A 20,819-nucleotide genomic window follows, 5' to 3' on the forward strand; every position below is an offset into this window, starting at 1 on the left:
GAACCCCTAGATGAGAGTGATGGGGTCACCTTCGGGGGGTGCGCGCGTGTCGCCACGGCGATTAGCTCTGGTCACGGCTCCGCGGGCGGGCGAGGCGTTCGAGTCGTGGGTGGACCGTATGGCGCGCGTGAACCGGTGTCCGCCGGCCGAGGTCGCGACCATGATGGGGCTTGGCCTACGGGGGGCTTCCGCGGATGTGCGGCCCCCCTTGTTCGGGGTGCGGTCCGACAAGGTGGTCCGGCGAACGGTGTTCGCGGCGACGGGTGTGCCCGATGAGCGGGTGGACGCCATGCACCTGTCCGTCTTCGAAGGGGGTCCGTTGAGTGTGTCGGCGGTGCTCGCGGCGGGACGGGCGCGGCGGCCGTCTGCGGGGCAGGAGTGGGCGGCGGTGCACGGAAGCCGGGCGTGTCCGTGCTGTCTGCTGGTGTCCGGAGGGGTGTGGCAGCTGTGGTGGAAGCTGTCGTGTGCGGTGGTGTGCCCCGAGCACCGGGTGGTGCTGCTGGATCGTTGTCCGTCGTGCGGCTGGGTGCTGCGGTGGGGTGGGGAGCGGCCTCGGGTCGTGCCGGCGCAGTGGGTCAGGCCGCCGACCTGCTGTGCGAACTCCGTTCGCGGGAGGCCGTGCTCGCAGTGGCTGCCCGCGGTTCGTGTGAGCCGGGCGGATGGCGGGACGGTCGAGGCGCAGCGGCGGTGGCTGGACGTCGCGTGCGGGCGGGTGCGTCCGGGGCTGGGGGGCGCGGAGGTGGCGGCGGGTGAGTGGTTCGCGGCGTTTCGCGCGTGTGTGATCTTGTTGCGGCTGGGGCTGCCGAGGGTTTTGGGGCGTCTGCCGGATGTGCCTGGCTGGTGTGCACGGGTTCTGCTGGAGGAGCGCGTCGAGCGCGGTGCGCATGGTGGCCGGTTCGGGTGGGGTCCGGCGTCGGCCGTGGCGGCCGCGGCGTTCCTCACGGTGGTGATGCCCCTGCTGGCGGCCGAGGACGTGCGGGAGTTGTCGCGGCGGCTTGCGCCGCTGGTGCGGACGGCGGCGGACGAGGGGTGTCTGGCGGCTCGGCCGTTGGCGCGGCTCGCGGTGCCGGAGGTCTTCGCGGAGGCGGTGGCGGCACAGGTGCCGGTGGGACGTTCGGCCAGGAGTCCATGGGAGAAGGGGAGTTCGCGGTGAGCGGGGACACGGAAGTGCCGGAACCGTCGGATGCGTCGGTCCGGGAGATCGACCTGGTGCGGGTGCGGTACGTCGATGCCGAGGGGGTCGAGCATCTGGTGCGGCTGGAGGAGGCGGCCGGCGTACGGTTCGAGGACGGCCGGATGGTGCGGGCCATTCCCAGCCACCGGGACCAGGGGCACATGCCGGGTCAGTACTGGGCGGCGAAGTGGGGTGACTTCGCCGAGTACGAGAGCGTGCTGGAGTCGAAGTGGCTGACGCTGCTGGACTTCGATCCGCGGGTGTCGGCTTTCGTCACGCAGCCTTTGGAGTTCGACGCCATCGACGCCCGGGGAGCGTGGCGGCACACGCCGGATGTCTTCGCGCGCCGCTGGGACGGCAGCGTGCTGTTGCTGGACGTGAAGAACCCCGAGCTGCGGGATGACCCGAAAGTGCTGCTACAGGAGGAGCGCACTCGCCGTGTGTGTGAGCGGCTGGGCTGGGAGTACGCGATGGTGTCGGAGCCGAGCGGGCAGCTGTGGGTGAACGTCGATCTGCTGTCCAGTGCCCGGCGCCCGCTGCATCTGGGTGCGGATCTGGTGCCGCGTCTGCTGGAACTGGCCCGTGAGCCGGTGGAGATCGGGGAGCTGATGCGGTTCATGGAGTTCCCGGATCTGGCTCGCGGGGTCCTGTACCACTTGATGTGGCATCAGCGGATCGTCACGGACCTGGACCGTCCACTGCGGGATACGACGCTGGTGAAGACCGCGGCGGAGGTGGGGGCATGACGGCTGACGGCGCGGTGCGGCTGCGGCAGGGAACGCGGCTGTGGCTGGACGACGAGGTGCACACCGTGACCGGGGTGACCGACGACGGGGTGCGACTGCGTTCGGAAAGCGGAGCGTGGACCGTGATCGGTGTGGGGCACCTGCTCTCTGACCCCACCTTCCGCCCCTGCGACGACAGCGAGGTCCCCGAGGGTGAACCCAGCGGTGAACAGGACGCTGTGGAGCGGAAACTGTGGCTGGATGCCGCCGCGCTCTTCGACAAGCTGAGTGACAAGCAGCTGGAGGATCTCCAGAGCGCCCAGGAGCACCTCCTGGAGATGACCACCGGCTATCGCAGCGGGGATCCGGAGAACGAGCGGCCCGACGAGCCGAGGCCGGAGTACGCCCCGGCCCTGCCGCTGGTCCAGCGGGTACGGAGCAAGGCGCGGGAGCTGGGCTACAGCGAGCAGCAGATCTGGCGCCGGCTGCGCCGGTGGCGGGAGGAGGGCCCGTGGGGGCTGGTGGACCGGCGCAGCCACCGCCCCTCGGATCCGCTGGCGGGTGTGGATCCCCGGCTGATCGACGCGATTCTCACCCAGCATCATGTGACGGAGGCCGATGACTCGACCGGCAGCCTGAACCGGCTGCGGCGCCGGGTGGAGCGCCGTCTGGCCGACGTCCACGGCCCGGACACGGTGAAGATGCCGTCGCAGAAGTCGTTCAACCGGTACGCGGCCGCTCTTCTGCCCGGCCTCTACACCACCGGACAGGCCACGACGCGCCAGTCGGTGGCGAACCGGCCGGACGGGTACTACCGACCGATCACCGCCGGCCGTCCCGGCGAGCTGGTGATGATCGACACCAGCTGGCTGGACGTGCGCGCCTACGATCCGGTCGAGGACGTCGTCTTCTCGGTGGACCTGACGATCGCCATCGACGTGTGCACCCGCAGTCTGCTGGGGTGGCGTCTGGTGCCCAAGGGCACGAAGGCGGTGGACGCGGGCCTGGTGATCGCGGACGCGATGATGCCGGAACCGATGCGTCCGGGCTGGCCCGACGGGCTGCGGCACCGGATGCTGCGGCTACCGTGCGAGCCGCTGCTCGCGCGGGACGAGCGGTTCGCGGCCGCCGCGGCCCGCCCGGTGATGTTTCCCGAGAAGATCGTGATCGACCACGGCAAGGCGTTCGCCTCGCAGGCGGTGAAGAACGTGTGCCGCCGCTACGGGATCACCATCCAGGACACCCGCAAGTACCGGCCCACCGACAAGCCGCAGGTCGAGGCCGCGTTCAAGACGATCAGGAGCCAGTTCTCCGAGCACATCGCCGGCTACAAGGGCAATCACGTGGTGCACCGGGGCCGGGACGTGGACGCGGTGGCCCGCTGGACGATCGAGGAGCTGGAGGAGTTCTTCGCCGAGTATGTCGTCGCGGTCTACCAGAGCCGCCGGCACAAGGGGTTGGTGCTGCCGGGCTTCCCGGAGATCAACCTGTCGCCGAACGACGCCTACCGGCTCGCCGTGCACCGCTGCGGCTACATCGCCGCCCCGCGCGATGCCAACCTGTTCCTGGAACTCCTGCCCATCCACTGGTGCACGATCACCAACCGACGCATCCAAAAGGACTACCTGCACTACAGCGCGCCCGTCCTGCGCGCCCACAACGGCACCAAGTCCCCCTACCCGCAGGCAAACGGCACCTGGCCGGTCCGCTACGACCCGCGGGACGTCACCCAGGTCTACTTCCACGACCCCTACACCGGCGTCTGGCACACACTGCGCTGGAGCCACGCGCTGACCGGCCTGGAGCCGTTCACCGACATCACCCTGCGCCAGGTCAAGCAGGAACTGCGCGCGCGTGGCCGCGACCCGCAGGACCAGGAAGCCGTCCTGGACGCGCTGCTGGACCTGCAGAACCGCACGGACGCCGCCGAGGCGTCCACCGCCCGCTCCCGCCGGGCACGCGCCCGCGACGCCGAATGCGCCAGAGCCGCGGCCCGGGACAGGGCCCGCACCGAACTCGTCGACTCCGCCGCCGACACCCCCGTCACAGAACCCCGCCTGCGGGCCGTGCCACCGCTGCCGCCCGGGAACGAGAACGAGGAAGAGGTCACGATCGACTTCGACGCCCTGCCCTCGTACGAGGTGTGGGGCGGCCGCCCGGAGAAGGACGGCACACCGTGATGGCCGCGCCGCCCGTCGGCGCGGGCGACTGTCTGCATCCCGGGCTGGCCGAACCCCGGACCAAGGAGGACTGGTTCGGGTACGTGTTCTACGAGCCGCCTTCGCGGCCGCTGCTGCCGCCGTACGAGGTCTACCTGGCCATGGACGAGGATGATGCTGAGCGGCGTCGCCTGAACCGCAGCCGCAACCGCTACCACAGCGCCCTGGTGCTGGCCTGGACACCGGCCGTGCGGCACTTCGAGACCGAGATCACGGAACTGCTGGCCGCCAACGAGATGGCGCCGCCCGGCGCCCGGCTCGGCCTGCTCATCGACGGTCCGCCGACGGTCGGCAAGTCCACCCTGGTCAAGATGATCGCCCGGAAGTTCGAGCAGGAACTACGGGAGGACTTCCCCGAACGGTTCGCCCCCGACCGGCTCGGCGACTACGTCCCCGTCGTCTACATCTCGCTCACCGACCAGGTCACCCCCAAGCAGATCTCCCTCGCGATCGCCCGCTACCTCAACGTCCCCACCAGCGGCACCAAGGACACCATCGACGACCGCGTCCTGACCGCCCTCACGGCGTGCGGCACCCAGCTGATCGTCTTTGACGACCTGCACTTCCTGGACTGCTCCTTCAAGGAAGGCCGGGCTTCCAACGACCACATCAAGTTCCTCGCCAACCACGCCCCGTGCACCATCATCGGCACCGGTGCCGACCTCGAGAACAGCCCGTTGCTCAGCGAGGGCGGCCCCGCCATCCCCCGCAAACGCTCCGGCCGCACCAGGACTCCGGCTCCGGCCGGCGACGTCCGGACCCAGACCGCCGGCCGCTTCAACCGTCAGGAACTCGCGCCCTTCGCCCTCGACAGCGACGACGGCATCCTCCAGTGGGTCGGCGTCATCCGCTCCTTGGAGAGGTCGCTCGCCCTGTACCGGCACGAGGAGGAGAGCCTGACCCGCCGGCACTGGCGCTACCTGCACGAACGCACCGACGGCAGCATCGCCGGCCTGCACGCCCTCATCCGCCGCAGCGCCGTACGCGCCGTCCAGCAGGGCACCGAGGCCATCACGCGCGAGGTCATGGACTCCATCGTCCTGTCGTACGCCCACGAACGCGCCTACGCCAAGGTCACGGATCTGAAATCCCGCCAGAACGCGAGGCAGGCGAAGCAGAAGCAGGACGGTAAGCGGGCCGCGGCTGACGGAAGTGCGTAAGGGGGCCGGCCGCACACGGCCCGATGCGCGCATGCAGGATCGGCGCCATGTCCCATCACTGCGCCGTCTCGCCCTGGTGCCCGAGCCGTACCCCGGTGAGTCCCTCCTGAGCTGGGTCGACGCGCTGGCCCGCCTGAACCGCGTCGGCCGCTTGCACGCCCTTCGCCTCGCGGGCTTCGCCCGCCCCGATGTCTCCGGGTACCGGCCTACCGTGCACTTCGGTGCCTCTCTCACCGGGAAGACGACAGCGCGCGTGCAGACCGCCACCGGACTGTCCGCCGCCCGGCAGCAGGCGATGACGCTCGCGCACTACGCCGGTGGCGTCCTGCCCGCGTTTCCCTCTCCCCCGCACTGGCGGACCGCCGCCATCGGGTTGGCCCGCCTTCATCTCGCAATGTCCGTGCGGTCGCGCGCGTGCCCGGCGTGTCTGCGCGAGAGCGGCGGGCGCTGGCTGCTGCGCTGGCGCCTTGTCTGGTCCTTCGCCTGCGTCCGCCACCGCGTCTATCTCCTCGGCGCCTGCCGCGGCTGCGGCAACGCTCTGCACTGGGTCGGCCCCGGCCCGGCGGACGCGGTCGTGTGCGGCCAGTACGACCGAAGCGGCCAGGGACACGTCTGTCTCCGGGGCATCTCCCGCATGCGTCCTCCCCGGCTGTCCGACCCGCATCTGCTCCAGTGCCAGCGCTGTCTCGACCACCTCGTCGACAACCCGCACGGTGACGGCGGCCGGGACATCCTCCGGTCTTTGCATACGGCGCTGGAGGGCATCCGCATCGGCTACGACGACGCCCCGCCGCTTCCGGACACCGACGTCGTCCTCCACCGGCGCTGGCACGGCCATGGCGGGGCCCTGTGGTACCAGAACGATCCACTGCTGACGGCCGCTCTCATCAAGATCGCGACAGCGGGCGGTCTCAGCGCCTCTCAGCAGGCCCGGACACAGGCCGACATGGCCTCGTGGTCGGCCGACGGCCTCCTTCCCCCGGGCACCGGCGCACCACCGGCCAACCGCTTCGGCGGCACGTGCCGCGCGATCGCCTGCGCGGCCTGGGTACCGCCCGGCCAGGGACACGTGGTGAAGACACAGGTCCTGTGCCCCGCACACGCGGATCACGTCATCACACGAGGCGCCGCAGACCTCATCGCCCGGCGCTTCACCTGAGCACCGCTCGATGACGAAAGCCGTGGCCCGGCGGAACGGGCCACGTAACCCTCGTGGTTGTGAGCGGTCCGTCAGCCAGGCGGCCCCGCCCCGGGCGTGTCCCACAGTACGGACCGGGCGGCGATACGCACGAGGGCGGACACCGCGGCAGGCGTCCCGTTCTCCAAAGTCCACGACAGCGGCGGCTGCCACGGCTGCCCCTGTGTCTCGTGCACGGCGTCGATGACGGTGCTCTCCATCCGGTCGAGCAGACCGGCCACCGTCTTGCGGTGTGTGACGTCGCGGATGATCAGGACGAGCTGCTGCAGCAGGCGGCGCGAGGCCTCGTTGTGCGAGATGTCGGCGGGGGTCAGCAGCGCCTGGACGCGGCGCTGGACGTGAACAGCCTCCTCATCGCCCACCAGTAGCGCCGGCATCTCCGCCACCGGGAATCCGCACACCGTCGCCCCAAGGCGCCGTGCGCCGCGGCCGTTCCGCGCCGCCGGGCGCACGCAGTGCGTGCGCTGTCCGGCGCCGGTCGCCTCCAGACGCCAGTACAACCTGAGGCCGCAGCGCGGACAACGGTCCACCAGATACACCAGATGGTCCGCGCACAGGAAGGTCCACTTCAGCCGCCAGCCGAGCAGCCACCGGCCGCCCGACGCCTCGACGCACAGCGGGCACGCGGCCGAGTGATCGCGGCGCAGCCACGGCTGGCTCACGCGCGCACCCTGACCCATGCGCCCATTGTCCGCAACGAGCTGCGGCAGCGCCGTCGGCGCGTAGAAGGCGAACAGCATCCGCTCCACCTGCGCCGGTCTCAGTCCCGTACGCCGCCGCAGTCCTTCCAACTGCTCCGGGCTCAGATGGAACTGGTGGGTGCTGAAACTCGCGCTGCCCGGCAGTCCCAGGGTCCGCAGGGCCGCCGCCCGCGACACCCGCAGACTCGCCGCGACCGTGTCGACCCAGCTGACGAACGCCTCCCCCGGAAACGGGGCCGGAACCACCCCGAGCCGCCGGACCGGCTCCTCCTCAGCCACGGCCCGCCCCTCCCCGTCCCTCTTCCCCGGCGTCGCTCTCCACGAGGGGGCGCGCCGGGTTCTCGCCCTTGCGGGGCAGCCACGTCATGCGGAAGTCCGGATGCCCCGCGTAGGGCAGCAGCAGACACCGTACGGCGTACCTCAGAGACCTGCCCTCGCGTGTACGGGCAGCGGTGGCCGCGCAGGCGTCCAGGATCAGCCGCTGGGCCTCGATCCGCTGCCGAAGCAGATCGTCGTCCTCTTCGCCCAGGCGCTGTTCCTCGTCACGGAGGCGCGCGTCGAGGAACCTCAGGCACGGCTCGGTGAAGGCGTCCTGCCCGGTGTGTTCGCGGGACCGAGCCTGACGGGTGAACGCCTGCGCGTGCCGCGAGCAGTAGGTGTCCCAGCCGTCGGTGTCGCCCAGCACGACGCCGTGCCCGGCCGGCACCCAGGCGGTGCAGCCGCTGTGACGGCAGCGGCCGCCGAACCGGTTTGCTGCCAGTTCGACCTCGCCCTGCTGCCCGGACTGCCTGGCGCCCCAGTTCGGCCGTGCGTGTCCGCTTCCGGCCTTCTCGCCATCGGCGATGTCGGGGCCGGCCTCGGTGGCGATCTTCACAGCGGCGGCCACGAGCAGAGGGCGGTACCGCTCGCCGCTTCCGCCGGGCGCGAGATAGCGGTCCCAGGCCCGGTGGACCGCCTCGTCGGTCGCGGGCAGCCGAAGGGGACGCACCGGCGACCACGCGTCCTGCACCGAGCGGTACAGCGCCCCGAGGACGTCCCGTGCCTCCTCCGGCGTCGTGGCGTGCGGGCCGTCGAGCAGGCAGTCGATGTCCCGCTGGCAGGCCAGGAGCCGGGGGTCGCGGACCGGCTTGCCCCGCATGCGGCGGATGTCGCGCCCGCACGGCTGTGCTGGGGTACGCAGCCCCAGTCCCCGGGAGGCCCCGGGACAGATCCAGGACTGCGGATCACCGGGCCACACCCGGTGCAGGGCGGAACCGCAGCCGGAGCACTGCGAGATCAGGTAGCTCTGGTGCCGCACGCACGCGAACGACCAGACGAGCCGCCATTTCAGGAGCCAGCGGCCACCGTTCTCCCGCAGGCACGACGGACAGGCGTTGGAGTGCTTGGGCAGCACCGTCCGCTGCCGGTACCGCCACGCGGCCCAGGCCCCGTACTCCTTCGCGTCGTCCGGCGGCAGCGGCTCAAGCGCACTGCCCGCGTAGTGAGCGAGCGTCATGCTCCGCAGCCGCTGCCCCGTCACCCCGGTACTCTGGCTCACCGCACGCAGGACCGCGTCGCTGACGCGGTAGCCGAACACGGCCGACACCGTGCTGGAACTGATCAGACCCGCCATGCGCAGCGTCTCGGTCCGGGAGACCTGGTTGAGCCGCGCGAGCGCGTCCCCCCAGCTCAGCAGAGACTCACCGGGAAAAGGGTCGGGTACGAGCGCGAGCCGGCGTGGACTCATGTCCCAGGCTCCCGCCGCGGCGTCGCGGATTCGAGCAGACGGCCTGGAGCGACGCCCAACCCCTGAGGCAGGGCAAGGATCGTCAGCAGCGACGGATTCCGTTTGCCGTGCTCGATGCCGATGACCATGCGGGCGGACAGGTCGGCGGCTTCGGCGAGCGCTTCGACGCTCATCCCGCAGCTCTCCCGGGCGTCACGGACCGCGAAACCGAAAGCCTGCAGTCGTGGGTGGGGAGCGTTGCACCTCGTGATGTCAGCAGGCACACCGAAGAGATGACCATGAACGATAGTGCAGTATCGATGAGTCAGCTCCTGCGTCACCCCATCGCCGCGGAACGCGGCATCCCGCGGCCTGAGCAGTGGAACCCGGCACCCACCCGACGCGACAGCCAGGCCCTCAACCCGCACGCACCGAGAACCCCACCCGAACAAACCGAAAGGTCCGCGAAAAGCTGACGGGCCCTCACGAAAGTTCGAGGCCAGAGCTCACCTTCCGCACTCGCGGGTCAAAGCCGTCCCCAGCAGCTCGACGCGATGCGAAGTCGTTCGGGCGCTGACACCGAGTATGCCGAAGATGAGATCACGGCCCATCGTCGCGCCCACCAGCGTATTGACCGGTCCGAACGAGGCCGCCATCGGCGTGACCGCGGTTCCGGCCGCGGCCTTCGCCTCCTGGAGCGACGCGAGGAAGGCCGGGACGTCGGCGGGCCGGATCAGCGGGCCGCTCGACCCCACCCGGAGGCCGCAGCCACCCGTGATCATCGACACTCCGCGCTCCAGACACGCCTGGGCGCACAGTTCCGGCAGCGACGCGGGACGGTCGGCCGCCACGACGAGGAACCCGCCTTCGCGCAGGTACGGCACCAGCGCCTCGCTGGTCATGATGGTCTCCATGACAGCGGTCGGCTCCGCTTCGGGGAGGCGCTCACGCACCCACTCGCGGGCCACATCGACCTTTGCCCGTCCGACGTCACGACGCCGGTAGAGGTACTGGCGGTTGAGGTTCTCCAGCGCGACCCGGTCGCCGTCCACGAGCGCGAGTCCGCCCACGCCCGCACCCACGAGCTCGGCCAGCACCGCGCCGCCGATGCCGCCGACGCCGAGAACGGTCACGTGCGCCGCGCGCAGCCGTTCCTGTGCCGCGCCGGCGTCCAGGCCCAGGGCCGCGAAGTACTCGACCTGGTTCCGCCAGGCGGACGACTGCCACGAGCGGTCGAACGGTGCGACGACGAGGCGGAGCCGAAGGAGCGTGCGCACGATGGCGTCCGTGTTCCCTCCGCTCGGCACCGGGAGGCCGAGCGGGTCGTCGGAGACCGCTTCGAGCCATGCGAACATCGCTTCGGGGCAGCGCCGGACCAGCAGTACCTCGTCGGAGAAGACGCGCAGCTCGTCGCCGTCGCGGGACCAGGTCGCCGCAGGCGAGAGCACGTAGCGGTCGCTTCCGTCAGCCATCCCTGGCCTTCCTTCGTAGCGAGATCACCGTTTGCCGTGGGTCATGGAGAATCGGCGCTCCAGCTGAACCGGGGGAAGCGCACGGCGTCCATCGACGGCCAGGGCCGGCCCTCCAGTGCCTCTCGCTGCAGCCAGTGGCCCCGGAGCCGCAGCAGCGGCAGGACCGGGCACTGCTCGCGCACCGCTCGCCGCAGCTCGTCGGCCGCTTCCTCGTCGTCCGGGTCCTCGGACAGCCGGCGCAGCAGCGGCGCGAGGACCGGATCGCGGCGCGCCGGGTCGAGCAGGTCCAGGGCGCCGATCGGATCCTCGAAGAGCGGGCCCCGCAGGGCGAGGAGCAGGTCGAAGGACTGTGCCGAGCCCGAGACGAAGTCGGCGGGTGCCAGCTCGACCTCGACGCCGAGGTTCTCGGTCAGCTGGGCCGCGACCTCTTCGGCCACGTCCAGGTTGGGGTAGTAGTCCCAGTACCCCAGGCGCAGGCGTTCACCGGCGCCGGCGGTGCTGGGCGGTGCCTCGACGTGGTGGTCGGGCGCCGCCGACTCCACGCCGTTCCAGCACCGTGCGACCAGGCGGTCGTAGCGGATCGCGCCGAGGAGCCGGCGGCGGAACTCCGCGTCGCCCACCGCCGACCCGCTGTCGGGGACGATCTCCAGGCACATCTCGATCGCGGTCGGTGCCGTGTGGAAAGCCCGGCTGTCCGCGAAGTCCGGGACACGGTCGAGCGGAAACGCCGTCGCGCACGTCACGTCGACCTCGCCCCGCAGGAACCGCTCCGGGGCACCGTGCGGATCCCGGCGTACGAGCACCCGCACGGGTGGTGTGCCGGCCCTGACGGGTTCGAGCCAGTACTCGTCGTCGGTGGTGCGCACGGCACGCTCGTACGCGCCCGAGGACAGCTGTCCGCACGGCGAGACCGGAGCGAGGTCGACGCTCTGGAGCAGGCCGGGGAGGTGCGGCACCGGGCGGCGGAGCTCGATGACGAGCGTGTCCTTCGAGGTGCGGACCGCGCGGATGTCGAGCAGGAACCGCTGGAGCGACGGCACCGTGAGCGCGGTCCGGATCGCCCGGGCGTGATCGCTCGCACGCACCGGGCTCCCGTCGGAGAAGGACGCGCCCTGCTGGACGCGGTAGTGCTGGCTGAGCCCGTCGTCCGTGACCCAGACGAGGTCGAGCCGGCTGTGCTGGCTCGCCGCGGCGAACCAGCGGCTCAGGTAGTCGCCTCCCGTGGGTCCGTGCCATCGGATCGGGTCGTCGTCCACCTCGACGACGACGGGGCGCATGGCGCTCACGTGGTCAGGAGGGGGCTGTCGGCCGGCGGCGGAGTCCGCTCAGGGGCGTCCGGCGAGGCGTCGATCCGGGCACACAGTCCCGCCACCGCCGTGGCGACCTCGCGCAGCCGCCCGGGGTCGACCTGGGCGAGGAGTGCCTCGCGCTCTTCGGTCCCGCGCGGCATGAGGGCCTTGAACATCTTGGCCTGCCCCGGCGTCAGACGGAGGGTCGACACCTCCGCCTCGCTCGCGCGGTACACGACCACGACGGTCGGACGGTCCAGCTCCGGCTCCCAGGTGATCTCCCGCGGGTCGGAGACCATCGCGACGACGTCGACGTCGAGGTCCGCGGTCAGGAAATGCGGCTTCTCCCCCACGACGGCGGGCCGCCGGTACACGTTGACGAGTTCTTCCTCGACCTCGTCGCCGCGGAACCCCGCGAGCATCGAGTCGTACGTGAACAGCGCCCTGGCGGTGCGCGCGTGCGCGCCGTCCAGCTTCGCCAGGATCTCGCCGAGCGATTCCTCGACCGGCATGTCGGACCGCTCCAGGAGTGCGTCGATGACTTCCACGTACGTGAGCCCCGCGCCCTGCTTCAGGAACCGCAGCAGGTGGTAGTAGCGGCGCGTGAAATACCGCGAAAGGCGCAGCACGTCCTGGTAGTACTCGTATTCCCGGTTTCCGCTGCGGATGAAGCTGAAGCCGGTGAAGATCTCCGCCTCTTCCTTGATGAGCGCGCGGACGTCCGGCGGTAGGAAGGTCCCCATGACGTCGAGTTCGCCCTTGAGCGGTTCGAGTTCGGCCCGGTACTCATCGGTGATCTCGGCACCGGGAAGCGGCTGGAGCACGCTGAGGTCGCTGTTGACAGCCCCGTAGGCGATTGCGTCGAACACGACCTCCAGGGACTTCTCCAGGTCCTCGGCGGCTTCTTCCGGGTAACCGACGATCGTGTTCGTCTCGAACTGGATGCCGACTTCCTGGGCGGACCGGAAGAACTCGTAGGTCCGCTTCGTCGAGGGCATCTTCAGCATGGACTTGAGGATCTTCTCCGATCCCGCGTCCGTGCCGCAGAAGATGTTGAAGCACCCCGCATCGGCCATACGCCGCAGAAGGGACGGATTGACGTTGTCCGGCCGGACCGCGCAGCCCCACTCGAAGATGTCGTTGTGCTCGGCGAAATAGGACACGAACTCGTCGAGATACGTGCGCTTGTTGGCGAAATTGTCGTGCAGGAAGTTGAACTGGGTGACCCCGTAGGTGCGGTGCAGGAACCGCAGCTCTTCGAGGATGACCGCGGGGTCCTTGATCCGGAAGTCGCGGTCCCAGAACGTCGACGTCATGCAGAACTTGCACGAATAGGTGCACCCGGAGCCGATGTGCACATCGAAGATGTGCGGGGTCGAGAGCCGGATGTAGTCGCCCATCGGGACGGCGTCGTACGCGGGCATCGGCACGAGGTTCAGGTTCGTGGTCGGCTGCGGCCCGCTGGACACGACCTGGCCGTTCTTGCACGACCAGAAGCCGCGCACCTCGGCGGGGTCGGTCCCGTCGGCGAGGGCGTCCGCGAGAGCGGTGATCGCGAGCTCTCCCTCGCCGCGGCACACGAAGTCGACGCAGTCGGCGAAGCGCGGGAGGGCGTCGGGGAAGACACCGAACGTCCCGGGTCCACCGAGCAGCACCGTGACATCGGGCCGGAGCAGCTTGACCCGGCGCCCGACGAGAAGGCACGACGGGAGGGTGTCCGCGAGGCAGGTGAGGCCGAGCACGTCGGGATCGGCGGCGAGCAGACGCTCGCAGGTCTGGTCGAGCCAGTCGGCGTCACCGGGCTCGAAGGCACCGATCCGGTGCTCGTACTCCAGGTCGACGACGACGGTGGGGTGGCCATGCGCCATCAGGGGCGAGGCAATGCAGAGAAGTCCGAGAGGGACGAAGAACGGGGAATTGACGTCGGAATTGATCAGGGGCCGGCCCAGCGTCACGCGAACATTCCGCGTGGACGACCGGACCGACACCTGGCCCTCCCCGGCGAACGAGAGGGCCAGTCGTTTCGGAGTCGCCATCAGATGCGATCAGCAGCGCCGCGCGACGATGGCGCCCAAGGTGGCCGATGACAGGGAGATGAGCTCCACGTCATCGACGAGGTCAAACCCTTCACCATCGGTGAAAAGCACCATGTCCGGCTCCGCCTCGGTCATCGCGATCACCGGACGCTCCTGCAGTTCCTGCATCATCGTTGTCCTTTCTTCACCTCGACTGGCACCAACCTCTCCATCCCATACAGATCTTGAGGTCCTGTCAATGGTGAGTGCACACATGGTCCGGCGCGGCATCCGATCCCGGTTCCCGCCGACGAACGGAGGGACTGCCGCCGGCCGATCGATTCCGCTCCTCCCCCGGCCGTCGGCGCGGCCGGCCACGAATGCCCTGGCCAGGACCCTTGTCACGCCGGAGCGTGGAGGAGCACCTCGCCGCTCCGGATCGAGGGCATTCTGCGGCGCGGGAGCCGCTGACGGCCCGAGCGGTTGGGCGATTTCGCATGGCCGAAATCCCGCTTCGGGCACGTGCCCCGATCTCCGCCGGACGACGGATGCAGTGCCTTCCTGCCTCTTGTAGGGCTTGATCAATTCTGGGTAGGGTGCTTCGGGTCCGGAACAGTGCCAAACGGAGAGGTCAATCGTTCGACGGTTCCCGCCTTCAGCCGGCAAGGACCGGGTATGGCTGGTTTTCCACCCTGTGGCGCAAAAAGATCGAGCACCGGAATTCGCAGGCCGCGGAAGCCGATTCGGCGATCACACCATTCAGCGGGCATCGGCCCCCATTGTTCACGTGTCTTCCGTTATGAGACATTCGGAACGGAGCTAGGATTGTGACGTATTCGCAGGCCAACGTTCCCGATCTGGAATCCAGGGCAATCCCGTACTTTCCGATGCCCCGGGCGTCCGATTGTCCGCTGGATCCGGCACCCGAGCTCGCCGAACTGCAGGAGCAGGCGCCGCTGGTCCGGGTCCGGCTGTGGGACGGCAGCACCCCGTGGCTGGTGACCCGGCACGCGGAGCAGTGCGCGCTGCTGTCGGACCGCCGGGTCAGCGCGGACTGGATGCAGCCGGGCTACCCGTTCCACACCCAGTTCCTGCGCGACCACCACGGCGAAGGCCAGTTCCTGACCGCCATGGAGGGCCCCGAGCACCTCCGGCTGCGCCGGATGATCGCCCGGCCGTTCACCCCCCGCATGGTCGAGAAGCTGCGGCCCACGATCCAGCAGGTCGTCGACGACCGCATCGACGCCCTGCTGGCCGGACCGAAGCCGGCGGACTTCGTGTCGGAGTTCGCCCTGCCGATCCCGTCCAGGGTCATCTGCCACGTGCTCGGCGTCCCCTACCAGCACCACGACTTCTTCCATCACGCCATCAGGGCGGTGACCGAGAGCGACGTCCCGGCCGACATCGCAAGCAAGTCCGAGCGCGAGCTGTACCACTACTTGGCCAAGCTGATCGGCCAAAAGCTCGCCCACCCCGATGACGGCCTGCTGTCCCAGCTCGCCACCGAACGGCTGGCCACCGGCCAGCTGAACCGGCACGAACTGGTGATGCTGATCCTGTTCCTGTTGATCTCGGGGCACGAGACCACGGCCAGCATGATCGCGCTGGGCACGCTGGCCCTCCTGCTCCATCCCGACCAGATCGCCGTGCTGCGGGACGCCGACGAGGCCGGGGTCGACGGGGCCGTCGACGAGCTGCTGCGGTACCTGACCACCGTCCAGCCCGGCCGCCGCCGCGTGGCCGTGGAGGACATCGAGATCGCCGGACAGCTGATCCGCGCCGGCGAGGGCCTGATCCTCCCGGAGGAGATCGGCAACCGCGACGCGAGCGTGTTCCCCGACCCGGAGAAGCTGGACCTGCGCCGCGACGCCGGCCAGCAGCTCGCCTTCGGGTTCGGTGTGCACAAGTGCACCGGCCAGCCGCTGGCCCGCCTGGAGCTCCAGGTCGTGTTCACCGCCCTGTTCCGGCGCATCCCGACCCTGGCCCTGGCCGTCGACCTCGACGACCTCCCGTTCATGGACGACGGTCTCGGGTACGGCCTCAAGGGCATGCCGGTGAGCTGGTAAGTGAACGCGGCCGAGCAGGAGCCGAATCCGCCCGTGATGGTGGAGAACGTCCTTGACCACCGGAGTCACCAGGGGGACCCGCAGCATGACCGGCACCACTGAGGCCCTTGACGGATCGGCGGCGGTCGACGCGGCACGCGACGTCACGCGCCCATTCTACATCTACGCCGTGCTCTCCAACTCGATCTTCCAGCGCGGCGTGTTCGTCATCTTCCTCTACCAGCAAGGCTTCTCCGCCGCGCAGGTGGCCCTCCTCCAGACCCTGCTCTTCGTGGCCAGCGGACTCGCGGAGCTGCCCACGGGCATCATCGCCGACCGGATCGGCAGGCGTGCCAGCATCGTGATCGGCCAGGTGCTGGTGGCCGGATGTCTGCTCGGTCAGGTGGCAACCTCCGACTACTGGCTCTTCCTGGCGCTGTTCATCGGCCAGGGCGTGGGCATGGCCTGCGTGTCCGGTTCGGACACCGCCCTGTTGTACGACCTGCTCGTGCGCCGTGGGGCAACGAGCGGCTACGTCAGGATCAGGTCCCGGTTCACCATGCTCGGGACGGTCACCTCGGGGGTCGCCATCATCCTCGGCGGCCAGCTGCAGCGGTTCTCCTGGGGAATCGTCTACGCCGCTTCGGCGTCGTGCCTCGTCGTGGCCGTGCTGGTGCTGCTGGCCCGGGTGCCCGAGATCCGCGGCGCGGACGCGGTGGACGAGCAGGACGGAGCCGGCAAGGAGCACGGCGACACCACGGCATGGCGGGCGATGCTCCGGGTCGCCACGCCGGCGCTCGTGACGCTCGTCGTGGTGTCCGGACTGATGCACGCGACGCTGACGCCGTACATCATCTTCACCCAGAAGACGCTCTCCGATCAGGGCGCGAGCACCGCGCTGGTCAGTGTGGTCGTCTCGGCGGGATTCTTCATCGGCGGCCTCGCTCCCCTGCTGTCGGACCGCGCCGACCGGCGCGTCGGGTACCGGATCATCGCCCCGCTGTCCCTCCTGGCGCTCGCCGCGGCCCTCGGCCTGACCGGCCTCGGCCTCGTCTGGGTCACCATCGCCGCGTTCCTGCTCCTGGTCGGAATTCCCGAGATCACCGCCGTGCTCGTGGACAACGTGTTCAACGAGGCGGTGCCGTCGCGCTACCGGGCGAGTCTGCTGTCGATGATCGCGTTCGTGGAGTCGGTGCTCATCGGCATCGGTTATCTCGTCCTCGGCGCGCTCATGGGCGCACTGGGCTCCAGCGTGGGCATGGCCGTCTACGCCGCGGTCCCCCTGCTGGCGTGTCTCCTGTGGCTCCCCGTGCTCATCCGGGGAACGCGGGTGACCACCGGGAGCGAGCAGGCCGCCAGCCCGAAGGAATCCTGAAACAGCCCTTCTCGGACAACGCCCCTGATCGATGAGGAGCCGAAGTGGAACTTATGCAGATCGGGCACAAACAACCGGTGCCGGATCTCACCCCGCCGGTCGTGCACGAGGACGCCCTTTCGGTTGCGCTGGTCTGCATGCCCTGGGCCGTGGTCGACATGCCCTCCCTGGCGCTGAGCACGATCGCCCCGTTGTTCGAGCGGCGCGGAGAGGTCGAGAAGCTCGACGTCGTCTACGGCAACATCCGGTGGCTCGACCACCTGGTCCGGGAGGCGGGCCTCGAACGCGGGCACTACGAGCTGATCGTTGACGCCGAAGTGTTCGGGGTCGGCGAATGGGTCTTCTCCAGCTATTTCCGCCCCGGTGTCGACCCGCGCCACACGAGCTTCTACGACCTCGTGCGCGACAGCGAGCACGTCGACGCCTACTGTGCGATGTTCCGCGCGGCGCCCGCCTTCGTCGACGAGCTGGCCCGTGATCTCGTGGCGTCGGACGCCGACGTCCTGGGGCTGACGACGACCTTCGACCAGAACATCGCCTCGTTCGCGCTCGCGCACCGCGTCAAGGAGCTGCGGCCGGACGTCGTGACGATCCTCGGCGGGGCGAACTGCGACGGCGTCCAGGGCACGGCGGTCCACCGCGCCCGCCCGGAGTTCGACTACGTGATCCGGGGGGAGGCGGAGCACTCGATCGCGCCGCTCATCGCCCACATCGCGGAATGCCGCAGCGGTGACGGGAAGAAGGACGACGGACTGCTGCGTGCCGTGCCCGGCCTGTGCTGGCGGTCCGACGCCGACGGAGCCACGGTCAGCAACCCCATCGGGCGGACGCCCGTCTCCATGAACGTGGTACCGGAGCCCACCTACGATCACTACTTCCGCGATCTGGGGAAGTCTCCGGCCGCTCCGTTCATCGATGTCAAGATTCCACTGGAGGCCAGCCGCGGTTGCTGGTGGGGCGCGAAGCACCACTGCACGTTCTGCGGCCTGAACGGATCGGCCATGACCCATCGCGCGAAGCCCGCCGAGCGCGTGCAGGCGGAGGCCAGCCGGGCCATCCGCCGGCACAACGTGCTCGACCTGGTGTTCTCCGACAACATCCTGGCGCCCGAGCACGTTGTGCAGCTGACCACCGATCTGGCGCTGCCCACCGAATGGGACGTCCGGCTGTTCGCCGAGGTGAAGTCGAACCTCAACTTCAGTCAGCTGGAGTCCCTCGCGCGCGCCGGTTTCACGCAGCTGCAGCCGGGTGTCGAGAGCCTCTGCACGCCCATCCTGCGCATCATGCGCAAGGGGGTGACCGGGTGGCAGAACGTGCGGTTCCTGCGGGACTGCGCCACCTGCAGGATCTACCCGTCTTGGAACATCCTCGTGGGCTTCCCCGGGGAGCAGTACAGCGACTATGAGGCGTTGATCGACTCGCTCCCGGCCCTCCATCACCTGACGCCGCCCGCCGGGGCGTTCCCGATCAAACTGGAACGCTTCAGCCCCTACTTCGACGATCCCGCCCTCGGTCTCCAGGCTCTCGGCCCCTCGCTCAACCTGGTGAGCGCTTACGAGGGGGTGGCGGACGGCCTCGACGACCTCGTCTATGTGTTCGAGTCCGAGCCCGTCGGCCTCTCCCCTGAGACAGGCGAGCTGTTGCGCGAAGCGGTCGCGAACTGGAAGGCCACCGCATCGGTCTCCCGGCTGGTCGCCCTGCCGGCGCCGAACGACTCACTCGTCGTCATCGACGACCGGCCCGCCTGGCCCTCCCGTGAGCTGGTGCTCCGGCCGGGTCTCGAAGTCGAGGCGTACCGTGCGCTGGCCAAGGGCAAGACGCTTCCCGCGCTCGCTTCCGCGATGCGCTCGCTCGGGATCGCCGTGCGGGAAGGTCAGCTCGAAGAGCTCGTCGAGAACTGGACGGAGCTCGGCATCGTCTTCCATGAGGACTCCACCTATCTGGCGCTCGCGACGGGATTGCGTTGGTGACGAAGCAGACAGCAGAGCGGCGGTCGAACCGCCGGAGGCTCTTCGCGCCGGTGGATCTCCACTCGGTGCGGAGCAGGGAGGACCTCGTCGCCCTGACCCGGTCGGGATACGCCGGGATCCGGCTGACCGGCCACTTCGCCATGCCGGAGATGGGCGACGCCGAACTCGTCTCCTTGATCGCGCTGCTCCGTGACGCCCGCGGGGTCGGTCTGCGGGTTTCGTGGAGCGGCGACTGCGGCGCCCTGGAGGTCGGGGGCCTCCGCCACCTCGACCCGCCGCGGCGGCCGGACGGCTCCTTCGCGTGGTCGGCGCAGCAGGGAGGATCCCTCGTCGTCCGGCGCGGTCCGACGTTCCTGGCCGTCGAGGACACGCGCCACGGGGAGCGCCGCCGCATCGACGTCGACCGCTCGGAACCGGCGGCGGCCATCCTCGACGAAAGCCGCTGGGGGCGTACGCTCACCCCCGCCGAGGCGGCCAACCTGGACGCCCTCGAACTGCACGACCTCGTCTTTCGTGCCGGCGACCACGCCGTGGGCATCGCCGTGAGACAAGGAGTCTGGTGTGTCTGAAGGCCACATCCTCTTCCGCAGGACGCTCGACGAGCGGACCGTGTCGCGAGGGCCGGGGGAGCCGCCCGCCGCCGTCGTCCCCATGCGCATGGGGACGGCCGGGCTGGGCCTGCTCGTCAACGATCACCGCGAAGCCACCCGCATCCTGTCCGACGTCGAGACCTACGGCAGCGCGGGCGAACTCATGGCGAGCGTCTTCGACGAGCCGGACGAGGCGCATCCGGACGGCTCGCATCCTCACGCGGCGTCCGAGGAGGTCTTCGCGGTCAACCAGACCGACGGGGAAGAGCACCGTCGCGTACGGCGCGCGCTTCGGAGGGTCATCGACACCCGCGTGCGCGACGTCTCGGACCAGCTGATCCAGGATGTGCAGCACGCGGTCGAGAGCGCCCTCGCCCTGGGAAGGCTCGACGCGGTCGCGTCGATCGGCGTGCCCATCGCCGACAGCGTGATGTCGCGCCTGCTCGGACTCGACGAGAAGCTCGTCTCGGCCCTGCGGGCCGCGGTGTACGGGGGATACCCGGTGCGCGAGCTCGACGCCACCCTCGTCGACTGGGTGCGCGACAGGCGGGCCCGCCCCGCCGACGACCTCGTGTCGGACCTGATGGCGGAGCTCCCCTCCCTCGACGACCGGCAGGTCGCGGCGAACACCCGGCTGCTCGCGCTGTCGGGCGTCGAGGTGCTGGCGGCGCTGATCACGAACGGCATCCTCTGCCTGGCGCAGGACCCGAAGACCCAGAGCCTCGTGCGCAACGACGAGACGCTGCTGCCCGGCCTCGTCCATGAGGTGCAGCGGTACGCGAGCCCGATCGCGCGGGGGATCTACCGGATGTCGAAGGAGTCATCCGTGATCGGCGGGTACGCGGTTCCCGCCGGCACCCTGCTCGTCATCGGGGTGGACGTCTGCAACAGGGACACGTCCGTGCTTCCCGACGCCCACAGGTTCGACCCCACGCGCGGCCGGGATTTCGAGTACCTGACGTTCGGCCGCGGGAAGCACTCGTGCCTGGGCATTCCGGTCGCGCGGCTCATCGCGGCGCAGGCCCTGCGCGTATTCCTCTCGGGAACGACGAGTTTCGGCCTGACCGTGGAGCCGTCAGAGCTGCGTTTCCACGATACTGCGGTCATGAACGGTCTCGTCGAACTCCCGATTTGGGTTGAGTGCGCGAACTAGTGTCTCGTGATCCTGATTGCGTCACTTC

At 69.8% G+C, this 20,819-nt stretch carries 17 protein-coding genes; 10 read left to right on the forward strand and 7 right to left on the reverse strand.

All coding sequences use genetic code 11. From position 1 onward, the window contains the following. Positions 1 to 19 precede the first annotated feature (19 nt). From RMT89_RS32330 to RMT89_RS32350, 5 genes are read left to right on the forward strand one after another with little or no spacing between them, the layout of a single operon-like run. Positions 20 to 1,153, forward strand: coding sequence for a TniQ family protein (locus tag RMT89_RS32330; protein ID WP_315887297.1), 1,134 nt, complete (start codon positions 20 to 22; stop codon positions 1,151 to 1,153). Continuing rightward, positions 1,129 to 1,920, forward strand: a complete 792-nt coding sequence (locus RMT89_RS32335) for a TnsA-like heteromeric transposase endonuclease subunit (protein ID WP_315887298.1) — start codon at positions 1,129 to 1,131, stop codon at positions 1,918 to 1,920. Before RMT89_RS32330 ends, RMT89_RS32335 begins: the two co-directional genes overlap by 25 nt. Continuing rightward, on the forward strand, positions 1,917 to 4,079 hold the full coding sequence (locus RMT89_RS32340; RefSeq protein WP_315887299.1) for a Mu transposase C-terminal domain-containing protein: 2,163 nt from the start codon (positions 1,917 to 1,919) through the stop codon (positions 4,077 to 4,079). The genes RMT89_RS32335 and RMT89_RS32340 overlap by 4 nt, the downstream gene beginning before the upstream one ends. Then, on the forward strand, positions 4,079 to 5,278 hold the full coding sequence (locus RMT89_RS32345) for a TniB family NTP-binding protein (RefSeq protein WP_315887300.1): 1,200 nt from the start codon (positions 4,079 to 4,081) through the stop codon (positions 5,276 to 5,278). The genes RMT89_RS32340 and RMT89_RS32345 overlap by 1 nt, the downstream gene beginning before the upstream one ends. Before the next feature lie 31 nt (positions 5,279 to 5,309). After that, positions 5,310 to 6,437, forward strand: a complete 1,128-nt coding sequence (locus RMT89_RS32350) for a TniQ family protein (RefSeq protein ID WP_315887301.1) — start codon at positions 5,310 to 5,312, stop codon at positions 6,435 to 6,437. Positions 6,438 to 6,508: 71 nt separating this feature from the next. Here the strand turns inward: RMT89_RS32350 and RMT89_RS32355 are convergent, their stop codons facing one another. The 7 genes from RMT89_RS32355 to RMT89_RS32385 form a co-directional block, all read right to left on the reverse strand. Continuing rightward, positions 6,509 to 7,456 carry a TniQ family protein gene (locus RMT89_RS32355; protein WP_315887302.1) on the reverse strand — a complete coding sequence of 316 codons (948 nt, stop codon included), beginning with the start codon at positions 7,454 to 7,456 and terminating at the stop codon, positions 6,509 to 6,511. Next, entirely contained in the window at positions 7,449 to 8,903 is a 1,455-nt protein-coding gene (locus tag RMT89_RS32360; RefSeq protein WP_315887303.1) for a DUF6221 family protein, read from the reverse strand. The genes RMT89_RS32355 and RMT89_RS32360 overlap by 8 nt, the downstream gene beginning before the upstream one ends. Further along, positions 8,900 to 9,310 (reverse strand): helix-turn-helix transcriptional regulator, encoded by a 411-nt coding sequence (locus RMT89_RS32365; RefSeq protein ID WP_315887304.1) that lies wholly within the window; start codon positions 9,308 to 9,310, stop codon positions 8,900 to 8,902. The genes RMT89_RS32360 and RMT89_RS32365 overlap by 4 nt, the downstream gene beginning before the upstream one ends. Before the next feature lie 78 nt (positions 9,311 to 9,388). After that, positions 9,389 to 10,354 carry a ThiF family adenylyltransferase gene (locus RMT89_RS32370; RefSeq protein ID WP_315887305.1) on the reverse strand — a complete coding sequence of 322 codons (966 nt, stop codon included), beginning with the start codon at positions 10,352 to 10,354 and terminating at the stop codon, positions 9,389 to 9,391. Positions 10,355 to 10,395: 41 nt separating this feature from the next. Next, positions 10,396 to 11,640, reverse strand: a complete 1,245-nt coding sequence (locus RMT89_RS32375) for a hypothetical protein (RefSeq protein ID WP_315887306.1) — start codon at positions 11,638 to 11,640, stop codon at positions 10,396 to 10,398. Beyond that, positions 11,637 to 13,679 (reverse strand): B12-binding domain-containing radical SAM protein, encoded by a 2,043-nt coding sequence (locus RMT89_RS32380; protein WP_315887307.1) that lies wholly within the window; start codon positions 13,677 to 13,679, stop codon positions 11,637 to 11,639. The genes RMT89_RS32375 and RMT89_RS32380 overlap by 4 nt, the downstream gene beginning before the upstream one ends. 9 nt (positions 13,680 to 13,688) lie before the next feature. Further along, the gene (locus RMT89_RS32385) at positions 13,689 to 13,850 is read right to left on the reverse strand and encodes a hypothetical protein (protein WP_004000653.1); all 162 of its coding nucleotides are present in this window, start codon (positions 13,848 to 13,850) and stop codon (positions 13,689 to 13,691) included. A 695-nt stretch (positions 13,851 to 14,545) separates the two neighbouring features. On the opposite strand from RMT89_RS32385, the gene RMT89_RS32390 reads away from it, so the two are divergent. From RMT89_RS32390 to RMT89_RS32410, 5 genes are all read left to right on the forward strand, one after another. Then, positions 14,546 to 15,724 carry a cytochrome P450 gene (locus RMT89_RS32390; protein ID WP_315887308.1) on the forward strand — a complete coding sequence of 393 codons (1,179 nt, stop codon included), beginning with the start codon at positions 14,546 to 14,548 and terminating at the stop codon, positions 15,722 to 15,724. An 85-nt stretch (positions 15,725 to 15,809) separates the two neighbouring features. After that, positions 15,810 to 17,078 (forward strand): MFS transporter, encoded by a 1,269-nt coding sequence (locus RMT89_RS32395; protein WP_315887309.1) that lies wholly within the window; start codon positions 15,810 to 15,812, stop codon positions 17,076 to 17,078. 53 nt (positions 17,079 to 17,131) lie between these two features. Beyond that, complete coding sequence (locus RMT89_RS32400) at positions 17,132 to 19,048, forward strand: RiPP maturation radical SAM C-methyltransferase (protein ID WP_315887319.1); 1,917 nt, start codon at positions 17,132 to 17,134, stop codon at positions 19,046 to 19,048. Then, complete coding sequence (locus RMT89_RS32405) at positions 19,045 to 19,617, forward strand: DUF5825 family protein (protein ID WP_315887310.1); 573 nt, start codon at positions 19,045 to 19,047, stop codon at positions 19,615 to 19,617. Before RMT89_RS32400 ends, RMT89_RS32405 begins: the two co-directional genes overlap by 4 nt. Beyond that, on the forward strand, positions 19,610 to 20,791 hold the full coding sequence (locus RMT89_RS32410) for a cytochrome P450 (protein WP_315887311.1): 1,182 nt from the start codon (positions 19,610 to 19,612) through the stop codon (positions 20,789 to 20,791). The genes RMT89_RS32405 and RMT89_RS32410 overlap by 8 nt, the downstream gene beginning before the upstream one ends. Positions 20,792 to 20,819: the final 28 nt, after the last annotated feature.

It is taken from the genome of Streptomyces sp. P17 (genome assembly GCF_032436805.1).
GTDB lineage: Bacteria > Actinomycetota > Actinomycetes > Streptomycetales > Streptomycetaceae > Streptomyces.